At 58.7% G+C, this 23,207-nt stretch carries 21 protein-coding genes; 13 read left to right on the top strand and 8 right to left on the bottom strand.

From position 1 onward, the window contains the following. Nucleotides 1-19 precede the first annotated feature (19 nt). From hypB to hypE, 5 genes are read left to right on the top strand one after another with little or no spacing between them, the layout of a single operon-like run. A complete protein-coding gene (gene hypB / locus ACQYWX_RS00385; RefSeq protein WP_279500555.1) occupies nt 20-769 on the top strand; it encodes a hydrogenase nickel incorporation protein HypB in 750 nt (249 codons plus the stop codon). Beyond that, complete coding sequence (gene hypF / locus ACQYWX_RS00380) at nt 736-3,093, top strand: carbamoyltransferase HypF (RefSeq protein ID WP_431687500.1); 2,358 nt, start codon at nt 736-738, stop codon at nt 3,091-3,093. Before hypB ends, hypF begins: the two co-directional genes overlap by 34 nt. After that, complete coding sequence (locus ACQYWX_RS00375) at nt 3,084-3,350, top strand: HypC/HybG/HupF family hydrogenase formation chaperone (protein WP_431687499.1); 267 nt, start codon at nt 3,084-3,086, stop codon at nt 3,348-3,350. Before hypF ends, ACQYWX_RS00375 begins: the two co-directional genes overlap by 10 nt. After that, a complete protein-coding gene (gene hypD, locus ACQYWX_RS00370) occupies nt 3,347-4,459 on the top strand; it encodes a hydrogenase formation protein HypD (RefSeq protein WP_431687498.1) in 1,113 nt (370 codons plus the stop codon). The genes ACQYWX_RS00375 and hypD overlap by 4 nt, the downstream gene beginning before the upstream one ends. Then, entirely contained in the window at nt 4,459-5,487 is a 1,029-nt protein-coding gene (gene hypE, locus ACQYWX_RS00365; protein WP_431687497.1) for a hydrogenase expression/formation protein HypE, read from the top strand. The genes hypD and hypE overlap by 1 nt, the downstream gene beginning before the upstream one ends. Before the next feature lie 27 nt (nt 5,488-5,514). Here hypE and ACQYWX_RS00360 read toward each other — a convergent pair whose 3' ends face one another. From ACQYWX_RS00360 to ACQYWX_RS00350, 3 genes are all read right to left on the bottom strand, one after another. Then, nucleotides 5,515-6,708 carry an ABC transporter substrate-binding protein gene (locus ACQYWX_RS00360; RefSeq protein WP_431687496.1) on the bottom strand — a complete coding sequence of 398 codons (1,194 nt, stop codon included), beginning with the start codon at nt 6,706-6,708 and terminating at the stop codon, nt 5,515-5,517. Nucleotides 6,709-6,875: 167 nt separating this feature from the next. Continuing rightward, on the bottom strand, nt 6,876-7,844 hold the full coding sequence (locus ACQYWX_RS00355) for a glutathione S-transferase family protein (RefSeq protein WP_431687495.1): 969 nt from the start codon (nt 7,842-7,844) through the stop codon (nt 6,876-6,878). 124 nt (nt 7,845-7,968) lie between these two features. After that, the gene (locus ACQYWX_RS00350; RefSeq protein WP_431687494.1) at nt 7,969-8,955 is read right to left on the bottom strand and encodes a GlxA family transcriptional regulator; all 987 of its coding nucleotides are present in this window, start codon (nt 8,953-8,955) and stop codon (nt 7,969-7,971) included. 126 nt (nt 8,956-9,081) lie between these two features. Here ACQYWX_RS00350 and ACQYWX_RS00345 point away from each other — a divergent pair, with 126 nt between their 5' ends. After that, nucleotides 9,082-9,693 (top strand): LysE family translocator, encoded by a 612-nt coding sequence (locus ACQYWX_RS00345; RefSeq protein ID WP_431687493.1) that lies wholly within the window; start codon nt 9,082-9,084, stop codon nt 9,691-9,693. Nucleotides 9,694-9,759: 66 nt separating this feature from the next. Here the strand turns inward: ACQYWX_RS00345 and ACQYWX_RS00340 are convergent, their stop codons facing one another. Beyond that, nucleotides 9,760-11,100: an SPFH domain-containing protein gene (locus ACQYWX_RS00340; protein WP_216735285.1), complete on the bottom strand. Its 1,341-nt coding sequence runs from the start codon at nt 11,098-11,100 to the stop codon at nt 9,760-9,762. 237 nt (nt 11,101-11,337) lie between these two features. Between ACQYWX_RS00340 and ACQYWX_RS00335 the strand changes: the two genes are divergently transcribed. From ACQYWX_RS00335 to ACQYWX_RS00325, 3 genes are all read left to right on the top strand, one after another. Continuing rightward, nucleotides 11,338-12,720 (top strand): ATP-binding protein, encoded by a 1,383-nt coding sequence (locus ACQYWX_RS00335; protein WP_431687492.1) that lies wholly within the window; start codon nt 11,338-11,340, stop codon nt 12,718-12,720. A gap of 40 nt (nt 12,721-12,760) precedes the next feature. Next, nucleotides 12,761-13,432, top strand: a complete 672-nt coding sequence (locus ACQYWX_RS00330; RefSeq protein WP_279500574.1) for a response regulator — start codon at nt 12,761-12,763, stop codon at nt 13,430-13,432. Between the two features lie 103 nt (nt 13,433-13,535). Continuing rightward, nucleotides 13,536-13,922 (top strand): Spy/CpxP family protein refolding chaperone, encoded by a 387-nt coding sequence (locus ACQYWX_RS00325; RefSeq protein WP_279500576.1) that lies wholly within the window; start codon nt 13,536-13,538, stop codon nt 13,920-13,922. Nucleotides 13,923-13,999: 77 nt separating this feature from the next. Here the strand turns inward: ACQYWX_RS00325 and ACQYWX_RS00320 are convergent, their stop codons facing one another. Together ACQYWX_RS00320 and ACQYWX_RS00315 are read right to left on the bottom strand one after the other, a co-directional pair. Next, nucleotides 14,000-15,475, bottom strand: a complete 1,476-nt coding sequence (locus ACQYWX_RS00320; RefSeq protein ID WP_431687491.1) for a deoxyribodipyrimidine photo-lyase/cryptochrome family protein — start codon at nt 15,473-15,475, stop codon at nt 14,000-14,002. 181 nt (nt 15,476-15,656) lie between these two features. Beyond that, nucleotides 15,657-16,793 (bottom strand): succinylglutamate desuccinylase/aspartoacylase family protein, encoded by a 1,137-nt coding sequence (locus tag ACQYWX_RS00315; protein WP_431687490.1) that lies wholly within the window; start codon nt 16,791-16,793, stop codon nt 15,657-15,659. Nucleotides 16,794-16,891: 98 nt separating this feature from the next. Here ACQYWX_RS00315 and ACQYWX_RS00310 point away from each other — a divergent pair, with 98 nt between their 5' ends. The 3 genes from ACQYWX_RS00310 to ACQYWX_RS00300 all read left to right on the top strand — a co-directional run bounded on the left by ACQYWX_RS00310 (nt 16,892) and on the right by ACQYWX_RS00300 (nt 20,984). Continuing rightward, the gene (locus ACQYWX_RS00310; RefSeq protein WP_431687489.1) at nt 16,892-17,593 is read left to right on the top strand and encodes a hypothetical protein; all 702 of its coding nucleotides are present in this window, start codon (nt 16,892-16,894) and stop codon (nt 17,591-17,593) included. Nucleotides 17,594-18,084: 491 nt separating this feature from the next. Further along, on the top strand, nt 18,085-19,854 hold the full coding sequence (locus ACQYWX_RS00305; RefSeq protein WP_431687488.1) for a hypothetical protein: 1,770 nt from the start codon (nt 18,085-18,087) through the stop codon (nt 19,852-19,854). Between the two features lie 41 nt (nt 19,855-19,895). Beyond that, entirely contained in the window at nt 19,896-20,984 is a 1,089-nt protein-coding gene (locus tag ACQYWX_RS00300) for an SMP-30/gluconolactonase/LRE family protein (RefSeq protein ID WP_431687487.1), read from the top strand. Between the two features lie 17 nt (nt 20,985-21,001). On the opposite strand, the gene ACQYWX_RS00295 is transcribed toward ACQYWX_RS00300, so the two are convergent. Then, nucleotides 21,002-21,241, bottom strand: coding sequence for a hypothetical protein (locus ACQYWX_RS00295; protein WP_127967819.1), 240 nt, complete (start codon nt 21,239-21,241; stop codon nt 21,002-21,004). Nucleotides 21,242-21,542: 301 nt separating this feature from the next. On the opposite strand from ACQYWX_RS00295, the gene ACQYWX_RS00290 reads away from it, so the two are divergent. Next, nucleotides 21,543-21,899, top strand: a complete 357-nt coding sequence (locus tag ACQYWX_RS00290) for a hypothetical protein (RefSeq protein WP_216735276.1) — start codon at nt 21,543-21,545, stop codon at nt 21,897-21,899. Nucleotides 21,900-21,928: 29 nt separating this feature from the next. Here the strand turns inward: ACQYWX_RS00290 and ACQYWX_RS00285 are convergent, their stop codons facing one another. Next, nucleotides 21,929-23,194, bottom strand: a complete 1,266-nt coding sequence (locus ACQYWX_RS00285; RefSeq protein WP_431687486.1) for a serine hydrolase domain-containing protein — start codon at nt 23,192-23,194, stop codon at nt 21,929-21,931. Nucleotides 23,195-23,207 lie beyond the last annotated feature (13 nt).

Genomic DNA, 23,207 nt, shown 5'->3' with positions numbered 1-23,207 from the left:
TAGCGAGAGGGAGACCAACATGTGCGGCGTTTGCGGATGCGGCGATGAACACACCAGCCTCAACGGCCGTCCTCTGGCGCCGGCTCACAGCCACGCGCCCGGGGTGAGTCAGACACGCATGGTGCTGATCGAGCAGGACGTCATGAACAAGAACAACCAGTTCGCCATGGCCAATCGCGACAGCCTGGGCGCCCATCAGGTCCTGGCGCTCAATCTGGTGTCCAGCCCCGGCGCCGGCAAAACGACCCTGCTGACCCGCACCATCGCCGAGCTGGAGGACAGGCTTCATATCGCTGTCATCGAAGGCGATCAGCAGACGGAGTTTGACGCCGAACGCATCCGCGCCACCGGCGTTGAAGCCGTACAAATCAACACAGGCAAAGGCTGTCATCTGGACGCTCACATGGTGGGCCACGCCCTGGAGCGACTGCCATTACCGGATCTTGACCTGCTGTTTATCGAGAACGTCGGCAACCTGGTCTGTCCCGCCGGTTTCGATTTGGGAGAGGCCGCCAAGGTGGCGATTTTGTCGGTCACCGAGGGAGAAGACAAACCGCTCAAGTACCCGGATATTTTCCACGCCTCCCAGCTCATGCTGATCAACAAAATCGATCTGGCGCCCTACGTCGACTTCGATGTGGAAAAGGCGCAGGAGTTTGCGCGGCGGGTCAATCCAGAGATCGAGATCATTCTTCTGTCCGCTAAAACCGGCGCCGGAATGGAGCAGTGGCGACAATGGCTGCAACAGCGTCTGCCCGGGAAATCCTGACTCTCAGCGGCGTGGTGCAGGGCGTTGGTTTTCGCCCTCACGCCCATCGTCTCGCCACCACGCTGGGCGTCGTCGGCAAAGTGTGGAATCAGGGCGGCGATCTGCTGATCGATATTCAGGGATCGCCCAGCCAAATACAGGCCTACAAAACACAACTGTTGGCGCACAAACCCATGCAGGCGCAGGTGCGCGCCTTGCATGCTCAGCCAGCGCCAATCCTTCCCCATCAGCACGGCTTCGCCATCGCCGCTTCCCAACCCGGCGGCATACATGGCGCGCTCCCCACTGACCTGCGTCTGTGCGCTCAATGCCTTGCTGAATTATTTGATCCCCAGAACCGTCGCTACCGTTATGCCTTCATGACCTGCGCGGAATGCGGGCCTCGTTACAGCCTGATGCGCCATGCGCCGTTCGATCGCGTCCGCACCAGCATGCGCGCTTTCCAGCAATGCCCGGATTGCCTGCAGGAGTATGGCGATCCGGCGCACCGTCGCTATCACGCGCAAACCAACAGTTGCGCCGCCTGCGGCCCGGCCTTGCAGTGGCATGACGCCAGCGGGGAGCTACAGCATAACGTCGATCCTGTGGCCGAAGCCTGGCGGGCTCTGCGTCAGGGACAAATTATCGCCGTCAAAGGCGTAGGCGGAATCCATCTGGTGTGCGACGCAAGTTCCGCCCAGGCGGTGGCGACCTTACGTCAGCGCAAGCAGCGGCCCCATAAGCCGTTCGCAGTGATGGTATTGAATCGGGCTTCGTTGGCGGGACTGGCTGACATGGATGACTACACGGAACACCTGCTGCAGAGCCCCGCTGCGCCTATTGCGTTGACGCCCAAAGGCCCAGATTGCGACAGCCGTTTACCTGGTCTCGCGCCGCAATGCGCAGAGGTGGGGATCATGACCCCTTATGCGCCAGCGCACTATCTGCTGTTTCATGAAGCCCTGAATCGCCCTGCGGACGCAGGCTGGCTGGAACAGGCGCACCCTCTGACCCTGGTGGTCACCAGCGCCAACCTCAGCGGCGAGCCGCTGATCACCGACAACGCGCAATGCCTGCGTGATTTGCAGGGAATCGCTGACGGTTTCCTGCTGCACAACAGAGAAATCCTTGCGCGCAGCGACGATTCCGTCCTGCAGAACTCACAACCCGTCGTTTATGTCAGACGGGGTCGCGGACTGGCGCCCCATATCATTGAACTGGCCCAGAAAGGGCCTTCGGTGCTGGCGTTCGGCGGATTTCTTAAGAACACGCTTTGCTTCAGCCAGGGCGATCGCGCTTATGTTTCACCTTATATCGGCGACCTGGATCGCGCCGCCGCCTGCCGCGATCTGGATCTCGCCGCGGAACGCTTACTGGAGACCCTGGCCATTCAACCTGATGTGATCGCCTGCGATCTGCATCCCGATTTCTACAGCACCCAGGCCGCCCGCCGTATGAGCCAACAACTGGGCGTTCCGCTGTTGCAGGTGCAGCATCACCACGCCCATTGTCTGGCGACGATGGCGGAGGCGGGATTGCGGGGCCCCGTGCTGGGACTGGCGCTGGACGGACTGGGGCTGGGCGACGATGGCAGACTCTGGGGCGGCGAATTATTGCTGGTGGAAGGCGCAGGTTATCAGCGACTCGGCGGCCTGCGCCCGCTGCCGCTTCCTGGCGGCGACAGCGCCGTGCGTGAGCCCTGGCGTCTCGGCGTCGCCGTCTTGCTGTCACAGGGCCGTGAGCAGGACGCAGAGCGTCTGTTCGGCGCGTATCCGGGTTATACGGTCCTGCGTCAGATGCTGGCGAAGAACGTCAACTGTCCCCTCACCAGCAGCGCCGGACGGTACTTCGACGCCGCGGCGGCGATCCTCGGCGTGCGCCATCACACGGACTACGAAGCCCATGCGGCGATCGCACTGGAAGCCTTATGCCGACAAACACCGCCAACGCCAGAGATACCGCCCTTTTATGAGATTACCTCTCAAGGCGCTCTGGATCTTTATCCTCTGCTGGAAGCTCTGATTGACTGCGCCCCGCACGCCGGCGCGCGTCTGTTCCACGACGTACTGGTGCGCGGACTGCTGGCCTGGGTGGACAACGCTCGCGCCATGACGGGCGTAAATACCATTGTGCTGGGGGGCGGCTGTTTTCTTAATCGCGTCCTGCGTGAATCGCTTATGGCCGAACTACGCACGCGAGGCATGCAGGTTCACGTCCCCCGCCAACTGCCGCCCAACGACAGCGGGATCAGCCTGGGGCAGGTCTGGTATGCTTACCTCAACGCCCATGCGCCCCAAACCCACTCTATTGTTCAGACAGAAACGGACTCCTCCCCATGTGTCTAGCTATACCGGTGCAGGTGGAAAGCCTGCTGGACCACGACGAAGCCCTGGTGGATATCGGCGGCCTGAAAAAACGCATTTCCCTGGCGCTGGTGGAAGATGTAAGTGTCGGCGATTACGTCATTCTTCACGTGGGTTACGCGCTCAGTAAAATCGACGAGGACGAAGCATTACGCACCCTCGCGCTTTTTGACGAGATGCAGGCGCTGCAAGAAGAGCTGGGCGCGAGTCTGGAGTCCGACGAGGGCGGCCACCAATGAAATACATCGATGAATTCCGTAACGGCGATTACGCCGCCGAAGTGGCGCGCCGCATTCACACAGAAGCCGATCCGGGACGGCGCTATCGCTTCATGGAGTTTTGCGGCGGCCACACTCACACGTTGTTCCGTTATGGCATACCGGATCTGCTGCCCGCCAATGTGCACATGATTCACGGACCCGGCTGTCCGGTTTGCGTGCTTCCCATGGCGCGCATTGACGCCGCCATCGAGCTGGCCGTGCGTCATCAGGTAATTCTGTGCAGTTACGGAGACATGCTGCGGGTTCCCGGCGCCCATCGCACCAGCCTGTTGAAGGCGAAAGCCCAAGGCGCCGACGTGCGTATGCTGTACTCCCCGGCGGACGCCTTGCGCATCGCCCAGGAAAATCCACAACGCCAGGTGGTGTTTTTCGCTATCGGTTTTGAAACCACTACGCCGCCCACCGCCGCCGTGCTGCTAAAAGCGCGCCAACTGGCGCTGAAGAATTTTTCCGTCTTCTGCAACCATGTCCTGACGCCTCCGGCGATCACCGGCATCCTGGAGCCGGCGCAGCAGGCTGGCGAGCGCATCATTGAAGGGCTGGTTGGGCCCGGCCATGTCAGCGTAATCACCGGCGGCGCAGCTTATGAATCCCTGGCCCGACGCTACCGCACGCCGATTGTCATCGCCGGCTTCGAGCCGCTCGACGTCCTTCACGCAATCCTGTTGCTGGTGCGCCAATGCAACGAAAACCGCTATGACGTGGAAAACCAATATTCGAGAGCGGTCACCGCTTGCGGCAACGCAAAGGCCCAATCCATGGTGGCGCAAACCATGACCTTGCGCGACCGTTTCGAATGGCGCGGCCTGGGCTGGATGCCGCACAGCGCCTTGCGGATCAGGGCGGAATTCGCGGATTTCGACGCTGAAGCGCGATTCGAGCTGAGCCCCAGCGACGCCAGGGAAAACAAAGCCTGCGAATGTCCCGCGGTGCTGCGCGGCGCCAAATCGCCAACGGACTGCAAACTGTTCGCCACCGTATGCACCCCCGACAATCCCATCGGCGCCTGCATGGTGTCTTCCGAAGGCGCTTGCGCCGCCCATTACAGCTACGGACATGCCCGCTGATGACTCTGGATACGAACTTCGCCCACGACTGCGTGGAAATGATTCACGGCGGCGGCGGACGCGCCATGCGCCGTCTGATTGACGATCTGTTCCTGCAGGCCTTCGATAATCCTCTGCTGCGCGCCGGCGATGATCAGGCCTGTTTTCAGGTCGCTCCGGGACGCATGGTCATGACCACCGACAGCCACGTGATCTCCCCTTTGTTCTTCCCCGGCGGCGATATCGGCGCCCTGGCGGTGCATGGCACAGTAAACGACGTTTGCATGTCCGGCGCGACGCCGTTGTATCTGTCCGCCGCTTTCATTCTGGAAGAAGGTTTCCCTCTGCGTGATTTGCGCCGCATCGTTTTATCCATGGCCGCCGCCGCCCGGGAGGCGGGCGTCGCCATCGTGACCGGCGACACCAAAGTGGTGGAGCGGGGTAAAGGCGACGGCGTTTTCATCACCACTACCGGCGTCGGACGCCTGCCGGATCAGGTTCATTGCAGCGCGGCGCGGGTGGCGGCGGGGGACAAAATTCTGGTTAACGGTTTCCTTGGCGATCATGGCGTAGCGATTCTGTCACAGCGGGAAAACCTGACCTTTGAAGCCAATCTGCGCTCCGACAGTCAAAGCCTGCTTGATCTGGTGGCGACGATGGTCGCCGTTGCCCCGGATTTGCATTGCATGCGCGATCCCACCCGCGGCGGTCTGGCGGCGACCCTAAATGAAATATCGCAGCAGGCGAATGTCGGCATGCGTTTACATGAGAAAGCCATTCCCGTTCGGCAGGAAGTGCGCGCCGCCTGCGAATTCCTGGGACTGGACCCTCTATACGTCGCCAACGAAGGCAAATTAGTCGCGTTCTGTCCGCCGGAACGGGCGGACGCCCTGCTTCAGGCCATGCGGTCGCACCCGAAAGGCCGCGACGCCGCCATCATCGGAGATGTCATCGAGGACGAGCGCCGCCTGGTGCGTCTGCGCACGGGATTCGGTGGAGAGAGAGTGGTGGACTGGCGCAGCGGCGACCCGCTGCCGCGCATTTGTTAGCGCCCGGCGGCGTCTCGGCGACAAACGCTAATAGTGCTTCTGCCGCGCTCGCTCCAACGCCGCCTGAGTGCGCTCAATATCCCGCACCACCATAAATTCGGTGAAAATTCTTACCGCTTCGTCCGCCATCGCTTTAGGGGAGTCGCGATCAAAAAACTGCGAAATACCTGCAGCGGATTGCAGTAATTCCGCGCCCGCGCGAATGAAGTAATCGTCGCCATGGGTAGCGCGCAGATTGGTGGAAATTTTACCGACCTTATTATTCAAAGCCGCCTGCACGTCCGCCCTGCCGATAAACGCCAGGAACTTCTTCGCCGGCTCTTTATTGACGGAATTCACCGGCAACAGAAAGACATCCGTCGGCGCTTCTTCGTAACGAGGGATGTCAGGATTAATGACCGGGAACGGCGCAAAGCGGAAGTCCGCCGCCAGATCTTCCGGCAACGTGCTGCTGAAAAAGTTGCCCATCAACAACATGCCGGCTTGCCCGCGGTAGAGTTGAGGCAATGACTGTTTCCAGTCCCATTCCCGATGCAGTTTGTGGTCGATGAAACAGTTTTTGTCCAACAGGGTCTTCCAATGCTCGAACACATCGCGCACGCGCGGGTCCATATAGGAAGCGAGTCCGCCGGTCAGCTCCCGGTGAAAGGCCAAGCCGTTGATGCGCAAGTTGAGATAATCAAACCAGGCGGCGGCGGTCCAGTGATAATGAGTGCCGATCGTGAAGGGAGCGACGCCGGCTTTGCGCATGTCGCCGCACATATTCAGCAAGCTGTCCCAGTCTTGCGGCGGTTGCAGACCCAGACGGCGAAACAGGGACTCGCGGTAATAAAGTCCCCATTGATAGTAAGAATAGGGAACCGCATAAATACGGCCGCGCCAGGAGACCGTGTCTTTGATCGCCTCGGTGTAATCCGCGTCAAAGTTTTGCGCCCGCCACAGATCGTCAATGGGCTCCACAAACCCTTTACGCACATATTGCAGCAACCGTTCTCCCGCCTGCCAATACAGCACGTCTGCAGGCTCGTTCTTGCTCAGCCAGCGCTCAATGCCCCCTTTATAGGCGTCCTCGTCGTAGGCCAGCCAGCGCACGCGAATATCGGGGTTTTCCTTCTCGAACTGGCGGGATAATTCGTTGAACGCCGCCCGCTGATCGCCGCTGAACACCATCAGCGCCACTTTGAGTTCCTGCGCCTGCGCTGCATGAATCTGAACCGACATTCCAAACGCCAGCCACAGGAACGCGAATAACCACCTTTTATCCTTGCCGCCTAACATAGCGCCATTTCGCCCTCCAGGCGACGCCGTGGACTCGTGCGCCGCTCCGTAATATTTCAGGTAACCGCTAATAGCCTAGACCCTGTCGGCGCATCCAGCCACCCGACGACTTACGCCATGACCCGCACCGGTCCACAGTCATGAGGTCCGTTCAACACGCACTCCGGTCCCACAGGAACGATGCGCGTGGGGTTGATGGTGACGTGGCTGTAGTAGTAATGGCGCTTGATATGCGCCAGATTGACGGTCTCCGCCACGTGCTCATGCTGATACAGCTGACGCATGTATTGGCTGAGATTGGGGAAGTCGGCGATCCGCCGCAGGTTGCATTTGAAATGGCCGTAGTAAACGGTGTCGAAACGGATCAGGGTGGTGAATAAACGCCAGTCCGCCTCCGTCAAAAACTCCCCCGCCAGGAAAGGTTCCCGCGCCAGAATCTCCTCCACTCTGTCCAAGGCGGCGAAGAGCCCGCTGAACGCCTCTTCGTAGGCTTCCTGGGTGGTGGCGAAGCCGCAGCGATACACGCCATTATTGATCTGGGCGTACACCCACTCGTTCACAGCGTCGATACGCTCACGCAGCGGTTCGGGGTAAAAGTCGGCGTGATTGCCGGTCAGATCGTTAAAGGCGTCATTGAACATGCGGATGATCTCTGCAGACTCGTTATTGACGATCGTCTGCGACTGCTTGTCCCATAACACCGGCACGGTGACGCGGCCGCTGTATTGCGCATGCGCCTTCAGGTAAAGCTGATACATGAAATCAACGCCGTACAGGTGATCTGGCAGCCCTTTGGCGGCATCAAACTCCCACCCGTTGTCCATCATGTCCGGAGATACAACGGAAACGCTGATATGCGGCTCCAGTCCTTTCAACTTGCGGAAAATCAGCGTGCGATGAGCCCAGGGGCAAGCCAGACTGACATACAGATGATAACGGCCTGATTCCGCCGGAAATTCATCGTCCGCCGCCGCGCTGACGCGACGACGAAAGCGGGACGCCTCACGCTCGAACCTGCCTCCGCTCTTGGCCGTGTCGTACCATTGATCACGCCAGACTCCGTCGACCAGCAACCCCATAATCCCCTTCCTCCAATAAACCTGTCAAAAACTCACCTTATAAGCTATGCCATTGAATAAAAAGCTTAAAAATTGCGTTAAAAGGTTCGAATAAAGGGAAAGGAGCTAAGCGTGGACAGCGGCTTCAACCGCCGCTTTTACGGAATGCGTCCGGACTGACGCCGAAACGCTGACGGAACATTTTGCAGAGATGGCTGACATCCTGCGCGCCGATTTCATCCGCCAGCACAGCCAGGCTGTGATGAGAATTCAGCAGACGCCAACGCGCATGTTGCAGGCGCATTTCACGCCAATAAGCCCGCGCCGTACAGTCAAACTCGGTCATAAAAAGACGATCCAGTTGGCGACGACTGACCCCGATGGCGGCGGCGATATCGTCCACGTTGAAGGCGTCTCCCAGCCACTGGCGCATCAGGCTGGTCGCGCGCCCGACGCTGCGACCGAGTCCGCCCTCTCGGGACAGCGATCTCAGCGGATGGGTTTCGCTGCGCGCCTCATCCACCAGCATATCCGCCAAGCCTTTCAGGGCCCGGGTTCTCCCGCAATGACGCGCCAGCAACTCCACCGCCAGATCCACCGCGGCGACGCCTCCCGCACAGCTGATGCGCTTGCCGTCGAAGCAATACAACTGCCCGGTGCGGACTTCAATACGGGGAAAAGCGACCTGGAATTCCTGCACATGGCGCCAGTGCATCGCCACTTTGGCGCCTTGCAACAAACCTGCGGCGGCCAGCAGGAAACAGGCGTTGTCGATACTGACCAGCGACAATCCCTGTGCGGCGGCCTTGCGCAGCAGAGGTCCGTATTCGCCGGCAAGCTCCATGCTGCGACGGGCGGTGCGGCCGCCAAACACCACCAGATAGTCAAAATCAGTGAGCCGCGTCTGCGCCGCTGTTTCCTGCACCTCAATGGCGACGCTGCTGCTGGAAACGATCGAGCCCGGCTCCAGGCCAAGCACGCGCCAGGCGCAATAACGCTGTGCGCTGTAATCCTCTTCGTCAGCGCTGAAACGCAGCTTGTCCAGAAATCCACCGAAAGGCAGCATGGTGAACTCCGGCAGCGGCAGCAATAGAAAGCGTACGTCCGGGACGGAGGGTGCAGGTTGAGTCATATTCAGCCGTGAAGTTTCCTTGAATCCTAATGACCAAAATCTACCTTAATACGTCCAGTAATTACCATTTAAATCCGCCTCTGCGCCTTAGACTGCTCACATCACCTATTCACCAAGGCGTTAGCAATGACTCTGCAAACCTGGCTTCTGTTTCTGGCCGCCACCGCCGGTCTGTCCTGCTCACCCGGCCCTAACGGTCTGCTCGCGCTGACCCATGGCGCTCTTTATGGACGCGTCCGCGCCGTCTTTACCATTGCCGGCGGGGTGTTGGGATTTCTTCTGCTGATGCTGTTGTCCATGTTCGGCGTCGGCGCCTTGTTGCAGTCCTCGGAGACGGCTCTGACCATGCTGCAATGGCTGGGTGGGGCTTATTTGATCGGATTGGGGATACAGCAATGGCGCGCGCCGGGGCTGCATTTGCAGTTACAGGACGAAGCCGCCCGCAAGAACAATGCGCGTCTGTTTCGTCAGGGCGCGCTGGCCGCGCTGTCCAACCCCAAGGTGCTGATTTTCTTTGCCGCCTTTCTGCCGCAGTTTGTTGATCCGCAACAGGGGTTGCCTGGCCAGTTCGCCATCATGGCGCTGACCTTCGCCCTGATCGAATTTACGGTCGAGGTACTGCTGGCGCAGGCTGCGCACCGTATCGGGCCCAAGCTGGAGAAACATGGCAAGCGCTTCAATCAGATTTGCAGCGGCCTCTTTATTCTCATTGGTCTCGCCTTGCCGCTCTCTCGCTGAAGCGGCATAAAAAAGGGCGCTCCGCTCAGCGGGCGCCCCTTTGACGACGGGTATTGGCGACAAGGATCACTCGCCTTTGCCGATCTCCCGGTCATAAGCCAGACGCTTGGCGGCGTCCAAGGTCAACATCTGCATAAAGGCGGTGACTTCCGTATCGGAGCCCTGAGGAGCGCCAGCGCCGGCTCCGCCGCCAAAGACGTTGGTCGGCACGGAACGGCGAGCGAACGCGTCCGCCCACAGTTTGTGAATTTCGATTTCCGCATCCAGTTTTTGCGCCAACGCGTTATCCGCTTTCAGGATCACTTCTTTCTGGTAAGCTTCCGCTTCCGCCAGAGTGCGCTTAGTTTCCGCCTCAATGCGGGCTTTTTCCAGATTAATCTCGGCGGTTTCCTTTTCGATGCGGGCCTGCTCTTTCATCTTGGTCGCGGAGGTCACCGCCAGCTGCTTATCGGTTTCCGCTTCAGTGGTTTTCTGAATCTGATCCACTTTGGCTTTGGCCTGACGCTCCGCGACTTCGCGCTCCCCGCGGGCGATCGCCAACAGGCGCTGCTCTTCTTCCTGAATCCGCTGCTCACGGGCAATAGCGCGGTCCGCGCTGGCTTTCTGCTTCAATTGCATACGCTCGACAAAGCGGTTGTTGGGCGTCATGTCGGTGATGCGCGCATCCACCACGCTGATGCCAAACTGGGTGAACTTCTGGTCCTTGCGCCGAGGGGTTCCGTTGGCGTCAGTGACTTTGCGCACAACGAACACCGCTTTGGCTTCGTCGCCATATTCCTCCTGAGAGGCTCCCATCGAAGCGTTGGCGGAACCGGAAATTTTACGCTGCGAGCTGATCAGCATTTCTTCGCGTTTAACGATGTAAATGCCGTTGGACATCTGGTTTTCGAATTCCGTGTTGAACTCGGTGCGTCCGCCGCTGTAGTAATCCTCTGCGCTCATCAGCGACGCCGTGGCCTGCAGGGTTTCCTTGAACGCCGGAATCAACGCTGTACGCAGCAGGTTGGCGGGAGTGCGGTATTCATGGGCCAGGCGGGTGAAGCCTTCCTGATCGGTGGGAATGCTGAAGCGCACGGTGGCTTCCGCCGCCGCGTCCACCTGATCCAGAAACATGATTTTCAGCGGCGGCAGCGCGGCGCTGGTTTCTGAGTTTTCCACTTCAACGTAGGAAACGGTGCTGTCGCCACCTTTCACCGCTTGCACGGTCAGGGCGCGTTTCCAGGCGTTCCAGCGTCCCCACAGGTAAAACTGATAGCCCACGTCGGACACCACGTGCTCATCGCCTAAGATGGTTCTCACGTGATACACATAGCCGGGCTCGGCGTAAAAAATACTGTTCCAGGTAACGACAACAGTCAGGACAATGCCAGTCAAAATGGATATCAATCCAATTGATAAATTGCGCATGGGGATTCCACAAGGTAGGTAAAAAAACCGGCGTATCTTAGAGAAAAATTAATTTTTGGTAAATAACGCCGATCATTGGGTTTATGACCGTCTTCACACTCCCGCCGCAAGCCGACGAATATGGAAAAACTTAGGAAATCACGCCCTCAGAGCGCCACTGAGCTTAACGGCGCCGGGAAAAGCCGCTAGATTATCTGGTGAAGCGACCTATCCCGACCAAGCCAACCGGAAACCGACGTGCGCATTCAATCCAAACTTATTCTGGCGCTGTTGATCGCCACCACGGCCATGTTCGCCGCCATGTATTCGCTAATGCAGTGGAGCTTCGACCGCGGTTTCCTGGATTACGTGAATCGTCGCGATCTGCAGCGGCAGGAGACGCTGATCAACAATCTCCAGCGTTTCTATCGACAAACCGGCAGCTGGGAGCCCCTGCGCCGCGACCATAATCTGTGGCGGCGGCTGTTAGAGGCGGAAGACGACGACCAGCAACCCTGGCGACCGCCTCGTCGCAACGAGGATGATCGTCCCGACCGACCGCACCCGCCGCGTCCGCCGACCTTGCTGGACGCAGACAAGCAGGTGGTGACGGGCCGCTTCCGCAGTGATTTCATCATGGCGCCGATCAAGCTGGGCGATCAGACCATCGGCTGGCTGGCGCTGCCCCCGCGCGTGCGAGTGACGGAGCAAAATGATCTGGCGTTCAGTCAGAGTCAGGATAAGGCGTTCCTGGTTATCAGTACGCTGATGGTGGCTATCGCCCTGCTTATCGCCTTGCCCCTGGCGCGTCAGTTCGTCACCCCCATTAAACGCCTCGCCGTCGCCACACGACAGCTGGCCCAGGGCGCTTATGACGTGGAGCTGAAAGTCTCGGGCAAAGACGAGCTGGGACAACTGGCGCGGGATTTCCATCAACTGGCGCAAACGCTTCAGTCCAATGAAACCGCGCGGCGACGCTGGATTGCGGATATTTCCCACGAGCTGCGCACGCCGCTGGCCATCGCCAAGGGCGAGCTGGAGGCGCTGGTGGACGGCGTTCGCCCCACCAACCGCGACAATCTGCTGTCCATCCAACAGGAAATCGAACACCTGCAAAAACTGATTAACGACCTGTACGAGTTGACCAACGCCGAAGTGGGCGCTCTGCGCTATCAAAAAGACGAAGAGGACCTGCGTCTGATTCTGCAGCACGCACTGGACAGGCATCACGCCAATTTCACCGCCGCCGGCTTTCAACTGATTCACGATCTGGCCCCCAGCCCCGCCATGGTGTGGGCGGACGCCACGCGATTAAGCCAGTTGCTCGATAATCTGTTCAGCAACACCTGCAAATACGCCGACCCCGGCGCCCAGGTGCGCGTCTCTCTCAATGTCGACCATGAAGAAGTGCGGCTGCGCATCGAGGACTCCGGTCCCGGCGCGCCGGACGAAGCCCTGCCCAAGCTGTTCGATCATCTTTACCGGGTGGAGAACTCGCGCAACCGCAACACCGGCGGCTCCGGTCTGGGACTGGCGATTTGCCGCAAAATCGTCGAAGCTCATGAAGGCGATATCAGCGCCTCGCGATCGCCACTCGGCGGACTGGCCATCGACGTGACTTTGCCGGCTTATCACGAGTGACGCCGGCCGACCTTATCTGAATACAGCGGAGACAACGCACATGCCTCAGAACCGCATACTCATCGTGGAAGATGAGCCAAAGCTCGCCAGTCTGCTGAAGGACTATCTGCAACAGGAAGGCTACCAATGCGACATCATTGGCGACGGTCAGCAGGCGTTGGAGAAAATCCGCGCCGGCGCGCCTGACCTGATTCTGCTTGATCTCATGCTGCCGGGTCTGGACGGCTTGTCCGTGTGTCGGGAGGCGCGTCGCTTCACCGATACGCCCATCATCATGGTGACCGCCCGGGTGGAGGAAATCGATCGTCTGCTTGGGCTGGAGCTGGGCGCGGACGACTACGTCTGCAAACCCTTCAGCCCGCGCGAGGTGGTGGCCCGGGTCAAGGCCATCCTGCGGCGCGTGCGCGGTGCGCCTGCGGGAGAAGAACAGGCCCTGGCGCTGGACCCGTCCCGTTATCGAGCGGTCCTGAGGGGCAAGCCGCTGGAGTTGACCGCCATAGAGTTTCAATTGCTGAAAATGCTGGCGGATGAACCTGGCCGCATCTTCTCCCGCAATCAGCTCATGGACGGCATCTATCAGGATCACCGCATCGTCAGCGATCGCACGGTGGACAGCCATATCAAAAAGCTGCGCAAGAAAATCGCCGAGCTTTCTCCCGACCATGACTACATCCATTCCGTCTATGGTCTGGGCTATAAATACGAAGGATGACAGCGCTGTAATCCCTGTTCCTTAATGCCTCCACAATTCCTGCACATTTCGGGCTTAGATTGATAATCACACAAAGCCAAACAGGAAATTGAGGAAAAAGGTTATGAAAAAATTCGCTGCATTCACCCTGACATGTTTAATCGCCGCCAGCGGATTCGCACTGGCCAAGGGCGGCCCCCATCAAGGCCCGAACATTGACCGTCTGGCGGAAGAGCTGGCGCTGACGGATGACCAGAAAACGCAGTTCGAAACCATTATGGAAGAGAGCCGCGAGCAACGTCACACCCTGATGGAGCAATACAAACCGCAACGTGAAGAAATGCACACGGCGATGGAAAATCTGCGCACGCAAACCGACGCCAAACTGGGCGCCGTACTGAACGCGGAGCAGATGGAAAAACTGAAAGAAATGCATGAGGCGCGCGGCAAGCATAAAGAACGTCGCCCTCATCCTGAGAACTGCGATAAAGGCGACGACGAAGAGGTATAACACCGCTTCCGTTGCAGGCTCCCCTTCTTCGCCGGCCGCCCCAAGGGCGCGCCGGCTTTTTTACGTCTGTTCGATGCTTAGTCCAGTTTGATGGAGCGCAGGTGCGCAGCGCGCACGCGGGCGGTCTCCATGGGATCAAGTCGCTCTTCCAGATGCGCTTTCAAGCGCTGCCCGGCGACAAGCGTGGCGTCTTCGTTGTTGATGATAGGCATGGGGTAATCCTGCCCGATCACGCAGCCGGACATGATCTGTTCCGCATGAGGCATTTTCCAGGGCGCATGCAGATACGCGTCGCTCACTTCCCGTAACGCCGAACATTCCGCCCGGATAAATTTGCCGGCGGGATCGAGTCGATGGGATTCGGTGACCGGGTTGTAAATCTTCTGCTCAAACATCCCCGTGGTTCCGGCGAACTGCTGCGTCAGCGGAAAATGCACCGCGGGGTCATAGTCGATAGACAGCCGCGCCAGATGCAACGCCGGTTCACGCCAGTGCAGCCATAGCTGATTGGCGGCGAAGGACATCAACAACCCGCGCAACTGGTAGTTGATCCAACCGTACTGAATCAGCGCCTTCATGGCGGCGTCGATAAGGGGAAAGCCGGTCTCGCCGTTCTTCCAGGCGTCGAACTTGGCTTCTTCGAACTGATGCTCGCGCAACCCGTTGAAGCTTTTATGCAGATTGAGCGACTCCATGCCCGGCTCATCCTCCATCTGCTGCATGTAATGGCTGCGCAGGTACAAACGGGACAGAAACTCGTTTATGGACTTCACCCAGTCCGCGGAGCGGCGGGAATGATAGGTCTGCAACGCGCGTCGGGATTGCTGCACCGTCTCGCGTAAGCTAATGACGCCGTGGGCCAGATAAGGGCTCAGGCGCGAACCGCCGTCAAAGGCCGTGGCGGGATAGTGAGTGTCACGGAAGTAGTTTTGCCCACGCGCCTGCAGAAAACTCTTCAGCTCCTGAGCGGCGGCGGCGCGTCCGCCCGCCTGACGCAACACGCAGGGGGTAGGATCGGCGCCGATAGTCTCAGGCCAGACTTCCGGCTTGAGCGGCGACGTGCCCACCATCGGCAAAGTTTTGGGGCTGGGGTAACGGGGCTGCGCCATGAAATCCTTCCAGGCGGCTTGCCAACGCTCTGCGCCGGTGGCTCGCCGCAGCACGCCGCAGACAGGCCATTCCCGCCACAGCACGCCGTTGCGACGACACCATTCCCGCACAATCTGATTGCGCCGGTTACACCATTGCACGCCGGTTTCCTGGTGGGAGTACAGCTCAAAGACGCCGAAGCGGCTTTTCAGGTATTCCAGCACGTTGATCATGCTGTCATGCATGAACCACAGGGGTTGCCCCAGCTTGCTCAACGTCTGGTCAAGCTCCAGCAGCGTTTCCCGCACAAATCCCCAACGCCGTTCGCCAGCGTCAGGCTGCGCCCAATACTCCGGCTCCGCCACATACAGCGGCGCCACCGGACCTTGTCGGGCGGCGTGATAAAGCGGCCCATGATCGGTGACCCTGAGGTCACGTTTAAACCAGACAACCCTTACTGTCACTGACTCCACACCTGATCAGACTCACACCATCAAAACGCTTAGACTCCCCGTTATACTGTCCCGACCCGCTATCCGTTTTATGCGCGGGCCGGAGTGTTCCTTCGCCTTACGCAGTCTTTCTACCGCGTTTAAGCGTTCACAGCCAAATAAATAGTTGTAATTTAAGTGTCGGCAATGACGCCTAAAGTTGCAACAAATTGCCGATTTTGCGATGCGGTAGCGGTTCTTCGCCGCACACCTTAGCGATCTGATCTCCCGGACGCACCAGCCGACGGTGAGTGCGCGCCATCAGATAACCCGCCGTGCGTGCGCGCACCGGCGTCCGTTGATTCGGCTCGCCGCCATCCAGACTAACGATCTCAGCGAAGACATCGCCCTGCTCCAGCCAGGCGTCCAACGGCTTCTGGAACACCAGCAAACCGGCGGCTTCCGCTTTCATGGAATCCACGGACTCCAACGGGCTGACATGGATATCGTCCAGTTGCAGCGCCTGTGCATCGCCCCGAATCAGATTTTCGCTGACCAGATAATTGAACAGATTGGCGGCGTCGACGGCGGCCAGTTCATCGGAGACGTCGTATTGACCGCGATACTCCACCGTCACCGCCAGCTTCGGCATTTCCATGGGATTATCGGGAAAATCCTTCTGCAGCCAGTGCCAGGGTTGCAGGTGGGAGCCGTCAAAGGCGACGACTCCGTCCAGGTCCTCCGTCAACAGATAACGGGCGCCAATATGGCGACACAGGTCCTGCGCTTTCTCCGCCTGACGTTTGACGGAATACACGTGGGCGCTGGAGTGATCGTCGCAATGCAGGTCGAAGACGTAGTCCGCGTCGATGGACAACGCCAACAGAGTTTTCTTCAAAGCGGTGGTTTCATCTTCCGCCAGCTCCGCCGCCACGGCGGCGCGCAAGGCCTCGCGCACCAGTTCGTTGTTGGTTTCCAGATCGGAGCCGAGTCGACCTTCCACACTGTCGCGAGCGTCCAGATACAGGTCCGCAAAGTTGCGGTTGAAATTGCCGGTTCCGGTGAGGTCGAAGCGCCCCGCCACATAGCCGAACACATTCTGAGACAGTCCAACGGGATTGGCGTAAGGGACTACGATGATTTCACCCTGAATCGCGTTCTGGCGCTCCGCCTCCTGCAATAAGGTCAGCAGATGCTGCAGCACCAGCAGACCCGGCCACTCATCCGCATGCAGACCGGCTTGAAAATACACTTTCGGGCGCGCATCCGCTTGTCCCAGCCGATGGACAAGCAATTCCCGACGGGTGCCGGGGGACGGGCTCATCAATTGAATACGCTCGGTTCGCATCATTCACCTCTGAATAAATTCCATGCCTTCAATAGCGCAGTCGTCAAGTGCGCACTATAGCATTAAAGTATTAGCTAAACGCGATGCCAAAGTGGGCCGCCATGCAACCGCAGCGAATCGCCTGGTGCAATTTTTTACTGCCTGTGCTGGTGGCCCATGCCGCCTGGCTGTGGAGCACTCTGCTCGGCGCCATCGATGGGTGTCTGCCGTACTGGGACGGTTGCGTGTCCATCAGCAAAGCGGCGCGCTCCAGCGACGCCCTGTATCTGTTTCGCGCCGGCATGATCATTCACGCTGTCTTACTGCTCGCCTTCTGGTTACAAGCAGGCGCTTTCCTCAAGCTGCATCAGTCTTCGAGCAGCGTAGTCCGCGCCATGCAGTGCCTGGGCGCCATCGGCGCGCTGTTTCTGGTGTTATACGCAGACTTCCTCGGCGTGGACGGACGCATTTACCGACTGTTGCGCCAGTACGGCGTCACCATTTATTTCTCTTTCACCGTGCTGGCGCAGATGCTGTTATTGCGAAGTCTCCTGACCCTGTCCCGCACCTCCGACTGGCGCCGCAGCGCCCGCGTGCAGACGTGGCTGCGGGCGAAATCCTGGCTATGCTGGTGGATGCTGGCGCTGGGTCTGGCCAGCGTCGCCAACAGCCTGTTACTGCAAAATCCCGCAAAGGATCGTTGGGAGAATGTCATTGAGTGGTTTTTTGCATCCAGCATGACCACCTATTTCGCCTTCACCGCCATGATCTGGCGTCGTCTGGGCTATCGTCAGCGCCCACACCTGGACGCCTCCCGCCATTAAAACCGGTCCAAATATTAAAACCTGTCCAAAAAGAAAAAATGCACCGTAATGGAGCAGTCAGGATTAGATTTAGGGCACGAAATCTTTCCTTCAATCTCCGTAAAATCTACGCAAAATAAAATAAAATCCATATTTATCAATTGGTTAATAAGGCATGACAAGGTTGGCACAGTCTGTGCGATAAACAGGGTGAAGAGATTTCGCTAAGTTGTTACAGGCTTAACGTTTCTTCATCAATAGTCAGGGTACTTCTTTTGTACAACGACTGTTACCTCTACGCTCGTGCCTTAAGCCTCGCGATGGGACCAGGATGGACTTTTTAATAGGGACACCCCGGAAGCGAGGCATTTTTTTGTCTGCGCGCCAGACGCCTTCGGCCTTCTTTCCCCTACTTTCGCCCTTTGTAAGCATTTGTTAAGCCTATCAACGAATTTCCGCTTGCTCCCCGCTAGATTGACTCGCTCACAAAAACAAAAAGGACAGGGAACACCATGCGAATCCACTGTGGCGCACTGCTTATCGTCAGTCTGCTGACGCCGCTTCTGAGCGCCTGCGGCGGCGAGAAATCCGATGTATCCACTCTGCGCGACCCTCGCGAGCCGGAGCAACCGCCGCCGCCCAACGCCAACTTTCACGGAGTGGTGCTGGACGGTTATCTGCGTCAGGCCAAAGTCTGGCTGGATTTGAATGGAGATTATCTCGCCGGCGATGACGAGCCTGCAGTGATGAGCGGCGCCGGCGGAGAGTATGAATTCACAGCGGAACAACTGGCTGCCGTGAACGACCCCAAGCTCTACCCGCTCATGGCCTATGCGCTTCCCTGCGTCACTCAGGATGAAGACCTGATGAACGCCGCCGTCCCTCCCGCCACGGATTGCGCATCCAGCGAACCGGGACTGGTGGATAAAGCCTATTTTCTGATGGCGCCGCCCGGAAGCCCGGTCATTTCCCCGCTGACCACGCTGGTGCGCATGCAGTACGACCTGATGCGGGAGGAAGACCCGGAAGCCACCGTCGAGCAGGCGCACCAGCGCGCCCGTGAGCGGGTGGGCTTCAACAACAATTATCTGTTCGATTACGTCAAAAGCGGACAGTATCGCCACCACGTCTACGCCAAGGCTTTCGCCATGGCGTTACAGAACATGATGACGGAAGAGGCGCAAAGTATTGACGCCGCCCAGCGTCTCGACAATCTGGACGCCACCAAAGTGAAAGTCATGGGCGCCAGTCTGCTGCACAACGCGCCGAAAATCGCCTATGCGGCGGCGGGCGTCATGAAGGATATACGCTCCACGGAAGACTTTGCGGCCTATGATTTCTCTCCCTGGAAAACATCACTGCAGTATGAAAATGCCCTTAACGATCCCCTTTCGATCAAGCAAATAAACTGGTACGTGCATCCGGACACGGAAAGCGCGGCGCTGGAGGGACGCAATGACAACGATGTGAAGCTACTCGCCCTCGCCGGCGTACAGGACCCCCAACGCAAGCACGTTGGTCGCGCCGGACTGACCTACGATTCCAAAGGCGCGGTCGCGGCGGTGCGTCTGGATGGCGGCGTGGATATGAGCCGTCGCGCCCTGTCTCTGGACGCCTATGTCTCCTCCCTGACCCTGGACCCGTTGTATACGGAAATTTCGCCCGCGGACGGCGAGTGGGACGTCGTCAACGCACTGACGCTGGATCGCGGTCGTTGGGTGGAAACGTTCAACAAGGTCGGCGACGCCGTGTTAAGCCAGCGCACCAGTGAGACGGTTACCGGCCAGATGAGACCGCAAAAAGACGCAGGCGCGGGGCTCGTGCGCATCAATTCCTACTCCACCGACAGCGCAACCCACAATCAGGTGCTGGTCAAACGCGCTTTCGTCTTTGACGGCGACGGACATTTGTCCAATGACACCTACGATAACAATCTGGAAAAGCTGAACACGCAATACGCCTACGCCAGCGACGGCAGACTGAACGGCATGCGCACCTTTACGGACAGGCCGGAGAGTTCCTGCGTTACGGAGCCGGGGTGCGAGATAGCGACCTCCAACTTTACCTACGACGCCGACGGCCGCAAACTGACACGACGTTATACCGACATTCATGACTCCGGTTTCGAATGGTGCGAACACTACGTGTATCGGGAGGATGGGCTGTTGGATTACGTCTATCTGGAACGTTACTCCGTGGACGCCGAACCCCAGGGCGAAGAGGGCGACGTCATTGTGCTGGTCACTTACGAGTATGACGCATTACATCGCCTGATGGAGTAACCTATCCGCTTCCATAAACGGACAGGAACCGACGCAGAATAATGAAAGCTTCTCTCAGACTACTGGCGGTGGTGGGGGTCATCTTACTGACCTACTTTTTGTTCTCGCCTGCGGTCATTGATCCGGAAGCCTATGACGCCCCATCGGCGCCGGATCTGGAAGGGCCTTACGCCCCGAATCAAAAGCTGTTGGATGCGGAATTAATCGGCCAGGGGCGACTGGACGGCCCTGAAGACGTGGATCAGGACGCCGAGGGCGCCGTTTACGCCGGGCTCGCCAACGGCGACATTATTCGCATCAACAAAGACGGTGAATTTGAAGTGCTCGCCAATACCGGCGGACGTCCGCTGGGCATTGAGTTCAATCCGGCCGGCGATCTGATTGTGGCTGACGCGGCAAAAGGATTATTACAACTCGATAACGCGGGCAAGCTCACCGTGCTGACCAGCAAGGCGGACAACCTGCCTTTCGGCGTCGCGGACGACGTAGATGTCGCCAAAGACGGCGTGATTTACTTCAGCGACGCCAGTTGGCGCTGGGGCGTGCATGAGCATCGCTTCGATCTTATCGAGAGCCGTCCACACGGACGCCTGCTCCGTTACGATCCCGCCACCGGCGCCACCACGGTTCTGCTGGACGACCTGTACTTCGCTAACGGCGTGGCGCTGTCGCAAAACGAGGATTTTGTGGCGGTGTGCGAAACCGGGCGCTACCGGGTACGTCGTTATTGGCTGCAGGGTCCCAAACAGGGGACCAGCGATATGTTGATCGAGAATCTGCCCGGATTCCCCGATGGCGTCTCCAGCAACGGAGCGGGAGAATTCTGGATCGCGCTGATAGCGCCGCGCAACGGGATACTGGATTTCATCCACTCGTTTCCCTGGTTGAAAAGCCGCATGTCCAAGCTGCCGGAAGCTTTGCAACCGCAGGCGGAGCGTTATGGATTCGTGCTGGGAATTAATGAGCAGGGAGAGGTTTTACACAACCTGCAGGACCCGGAGGGCGAGCGCCTGCACACCATTACATCCGTGGAGCAAGTCGGCGACATCCTGTTGTTCGGCACCTTGACCGGAGACCGGATCGGCCGTTTATCTTTAACCCGCAGTGAAAGCGAAAGTCCGGGACTTTAACCGGACCCGCAAACAGATTAAGCGACGCCGTCCGCCAGTTTGGCGATACTGTTCGCTCTGTCAGTGATCCAATGGGACGACTGACTAAGGTGAGTGTCAATCATGCGGATCAGCTCGCGGTTGCGCACCAGCAGATCGCTGTAGAAGTTCACCATCGTTTTGTTCGGGTTCGGGGTGCGTAATAACTCTTCGAGTTCTTTTTCCGCCAACGCTAACTCTTCCTGCAAGCGACAACGCTGAGCCTCAAGGGTGTTCATGGCTTACGACTTCCTGTTGTTGTTTGGCCTCCCGTAGCGCCCGCCGTCGGGATAGGTAAAAACCAGTATATCCACAATCCTTCCACAATTGGAGAAATAGTTCAAAATTTAACCTTAATACACATTTCTAACCGTAACACACACAGTGCGGTTACATAACGCTAACCCTCGCTAAAACTAACGTTACAGGCCTCCCTGACGCCAGGACGGGGCGAGAGTGTCCAGTTTTCAGGCGCCTGCGCCAGTTTTTGCTATGCTGAATGTAGAACGTTCCAAGCTTATCCGTAAATTTGAGGCGCACATGACACCCGCAAAAATATCCGATGCCTGCACCGAGTTCCTCAGCTTGATCGAAGTGTTGGACGATGCCTATTGGGAGGCGTCCACCATCACTAACAAGGATACGATTTATGATGTGCTGAGCGTATTCCAGCAGGAAGCGGCGGAGCTGAATAAGCTCAGTATCCAGGACCACCATTATCCCTATGAGATGATCACCGAAGGCATTCGACAGGTCAGCCCCAAACTGCATCGTTTGCAGGCGTCCGTCTCTCAGGTGGTGGAGCGCACCCAGACCCAGGTCAGACTGCGTCAGTTATTGAAAAACGTCATGTTGATTATCGAACAACAGGCTAACCGCTGGTCCAGTCACGAGTAATTCCACGCCCCGAATTCGCGTCGTTCCGACTATAGTGCGAGCGGCGCGCATTGCAGATTGATTTGCCGGATCAACGCCGCCAATCGCGGCAGATGGTGCGCCAGCAAAGCCAGACCCGACGTCAGCAACGCCACGGAAATCTCCCGATCCGGGTCCGCCCAACAGAACTTATTGATCAGTCCGATATGACCGAAGGCGCGCTCCGTGCGCGGTCCCCATAAACCCACCGGATCTCCCCCCAGCATAAAGCCGGCGCTGTAGCGCATGGGGATCATCATCGTACGATCGAAGGTGCAGCCGCCGAACTCCTGCGTCGCCCGTTTTACGGTGACGGGTTGCAGAATCCTCCGTCCGCGCCACTCGCCGCCATTCAACAGCATCTGGAAAAAGCGCGAGGTTTCCTCCGCCGTCGCATAGAGGTTGGCGGCGGGGATAATGGCGTCCATCCAGCGTCGCTCATTGGAAATGTTCGCCGCCGCCGACATGTCCGCGCCCAAAGCGCGTTTAAGCGCCCAGGACACGGGAAACGGCGCCTCGGGACCGGTGGCGTAATTACGCGCGACGGCATGCTTCCCGGCTTCCTCCAGGCCAAAGGTAAAGTACTTCATCTCCAGCGGCGCACGCAGCGTCTGTTCCAGATATTCTGTAATGCCAGCGCCTGTTACTTTCTCCAGCACCCTTTGCAGCACAAAACCGCCGGTGATGGCGTGGTAAGCCAGCTTGCCGCCGTCCACCGCGATAGGTTTGGCGGCGCACAGCAGTTTCCACACTTGCTCCTGATCGTACAGCGTGTCGAGGGATTCATGGGTGGGAAGACCGGGAATGCCGCCACGGTGGGAGAGAATCTGGTGAATCGTGATATTGCGTTTGCCGCGCTGGCCGAATTCCGGCAAGTAGAAGCTGACCGGGTCCAGCAGATTGATCAGCCCGTCTTCCGCCAGCTTGTGCATCAACACCGCCGTCACCGCCTTGGAAGCGGAAAACAGGCATACCGGCGTGGCGGTGGTCATGGGTTGGCGGAACTCATCAGACGCGTCGCCGGGGCCGCCGCCACTGGCGTAGCCTATCGCGCGATTGAGAATGACGCGGCCTTTGCGACGCACGCACAAGCTGATGGCCGGCTGGGTGCCGGTGGCGTATAGACGCTCCACCGCTCGCCAGATCTGCTGTACGCCTTCCGGCGCCACATCCACCCGTTCCGGACAGACTTCCAGACCCTCATCGATGACGCTCACCTGCGCCGGATCAGCGGCGACCTCCGCCAGGCGCAGAGGATTTCGCAGTAGACTCAACATAACAGCACTTCCA

It is taken from the genome of Hahella sp. NBU794 (assembly GCF_050749805.1).
In the GTDB taxonomy this organism is placed as follows: domain Bacteria; phylum Pseudomonadota; class Gammaproteobacteria; order Pseudomonadales; family Oleiphilaceae; genus Hahella.
Note: the sequence above shows the minus strand (reverse complement) of the source record. Positions and strands in the feature narration are given on the sequence as shown.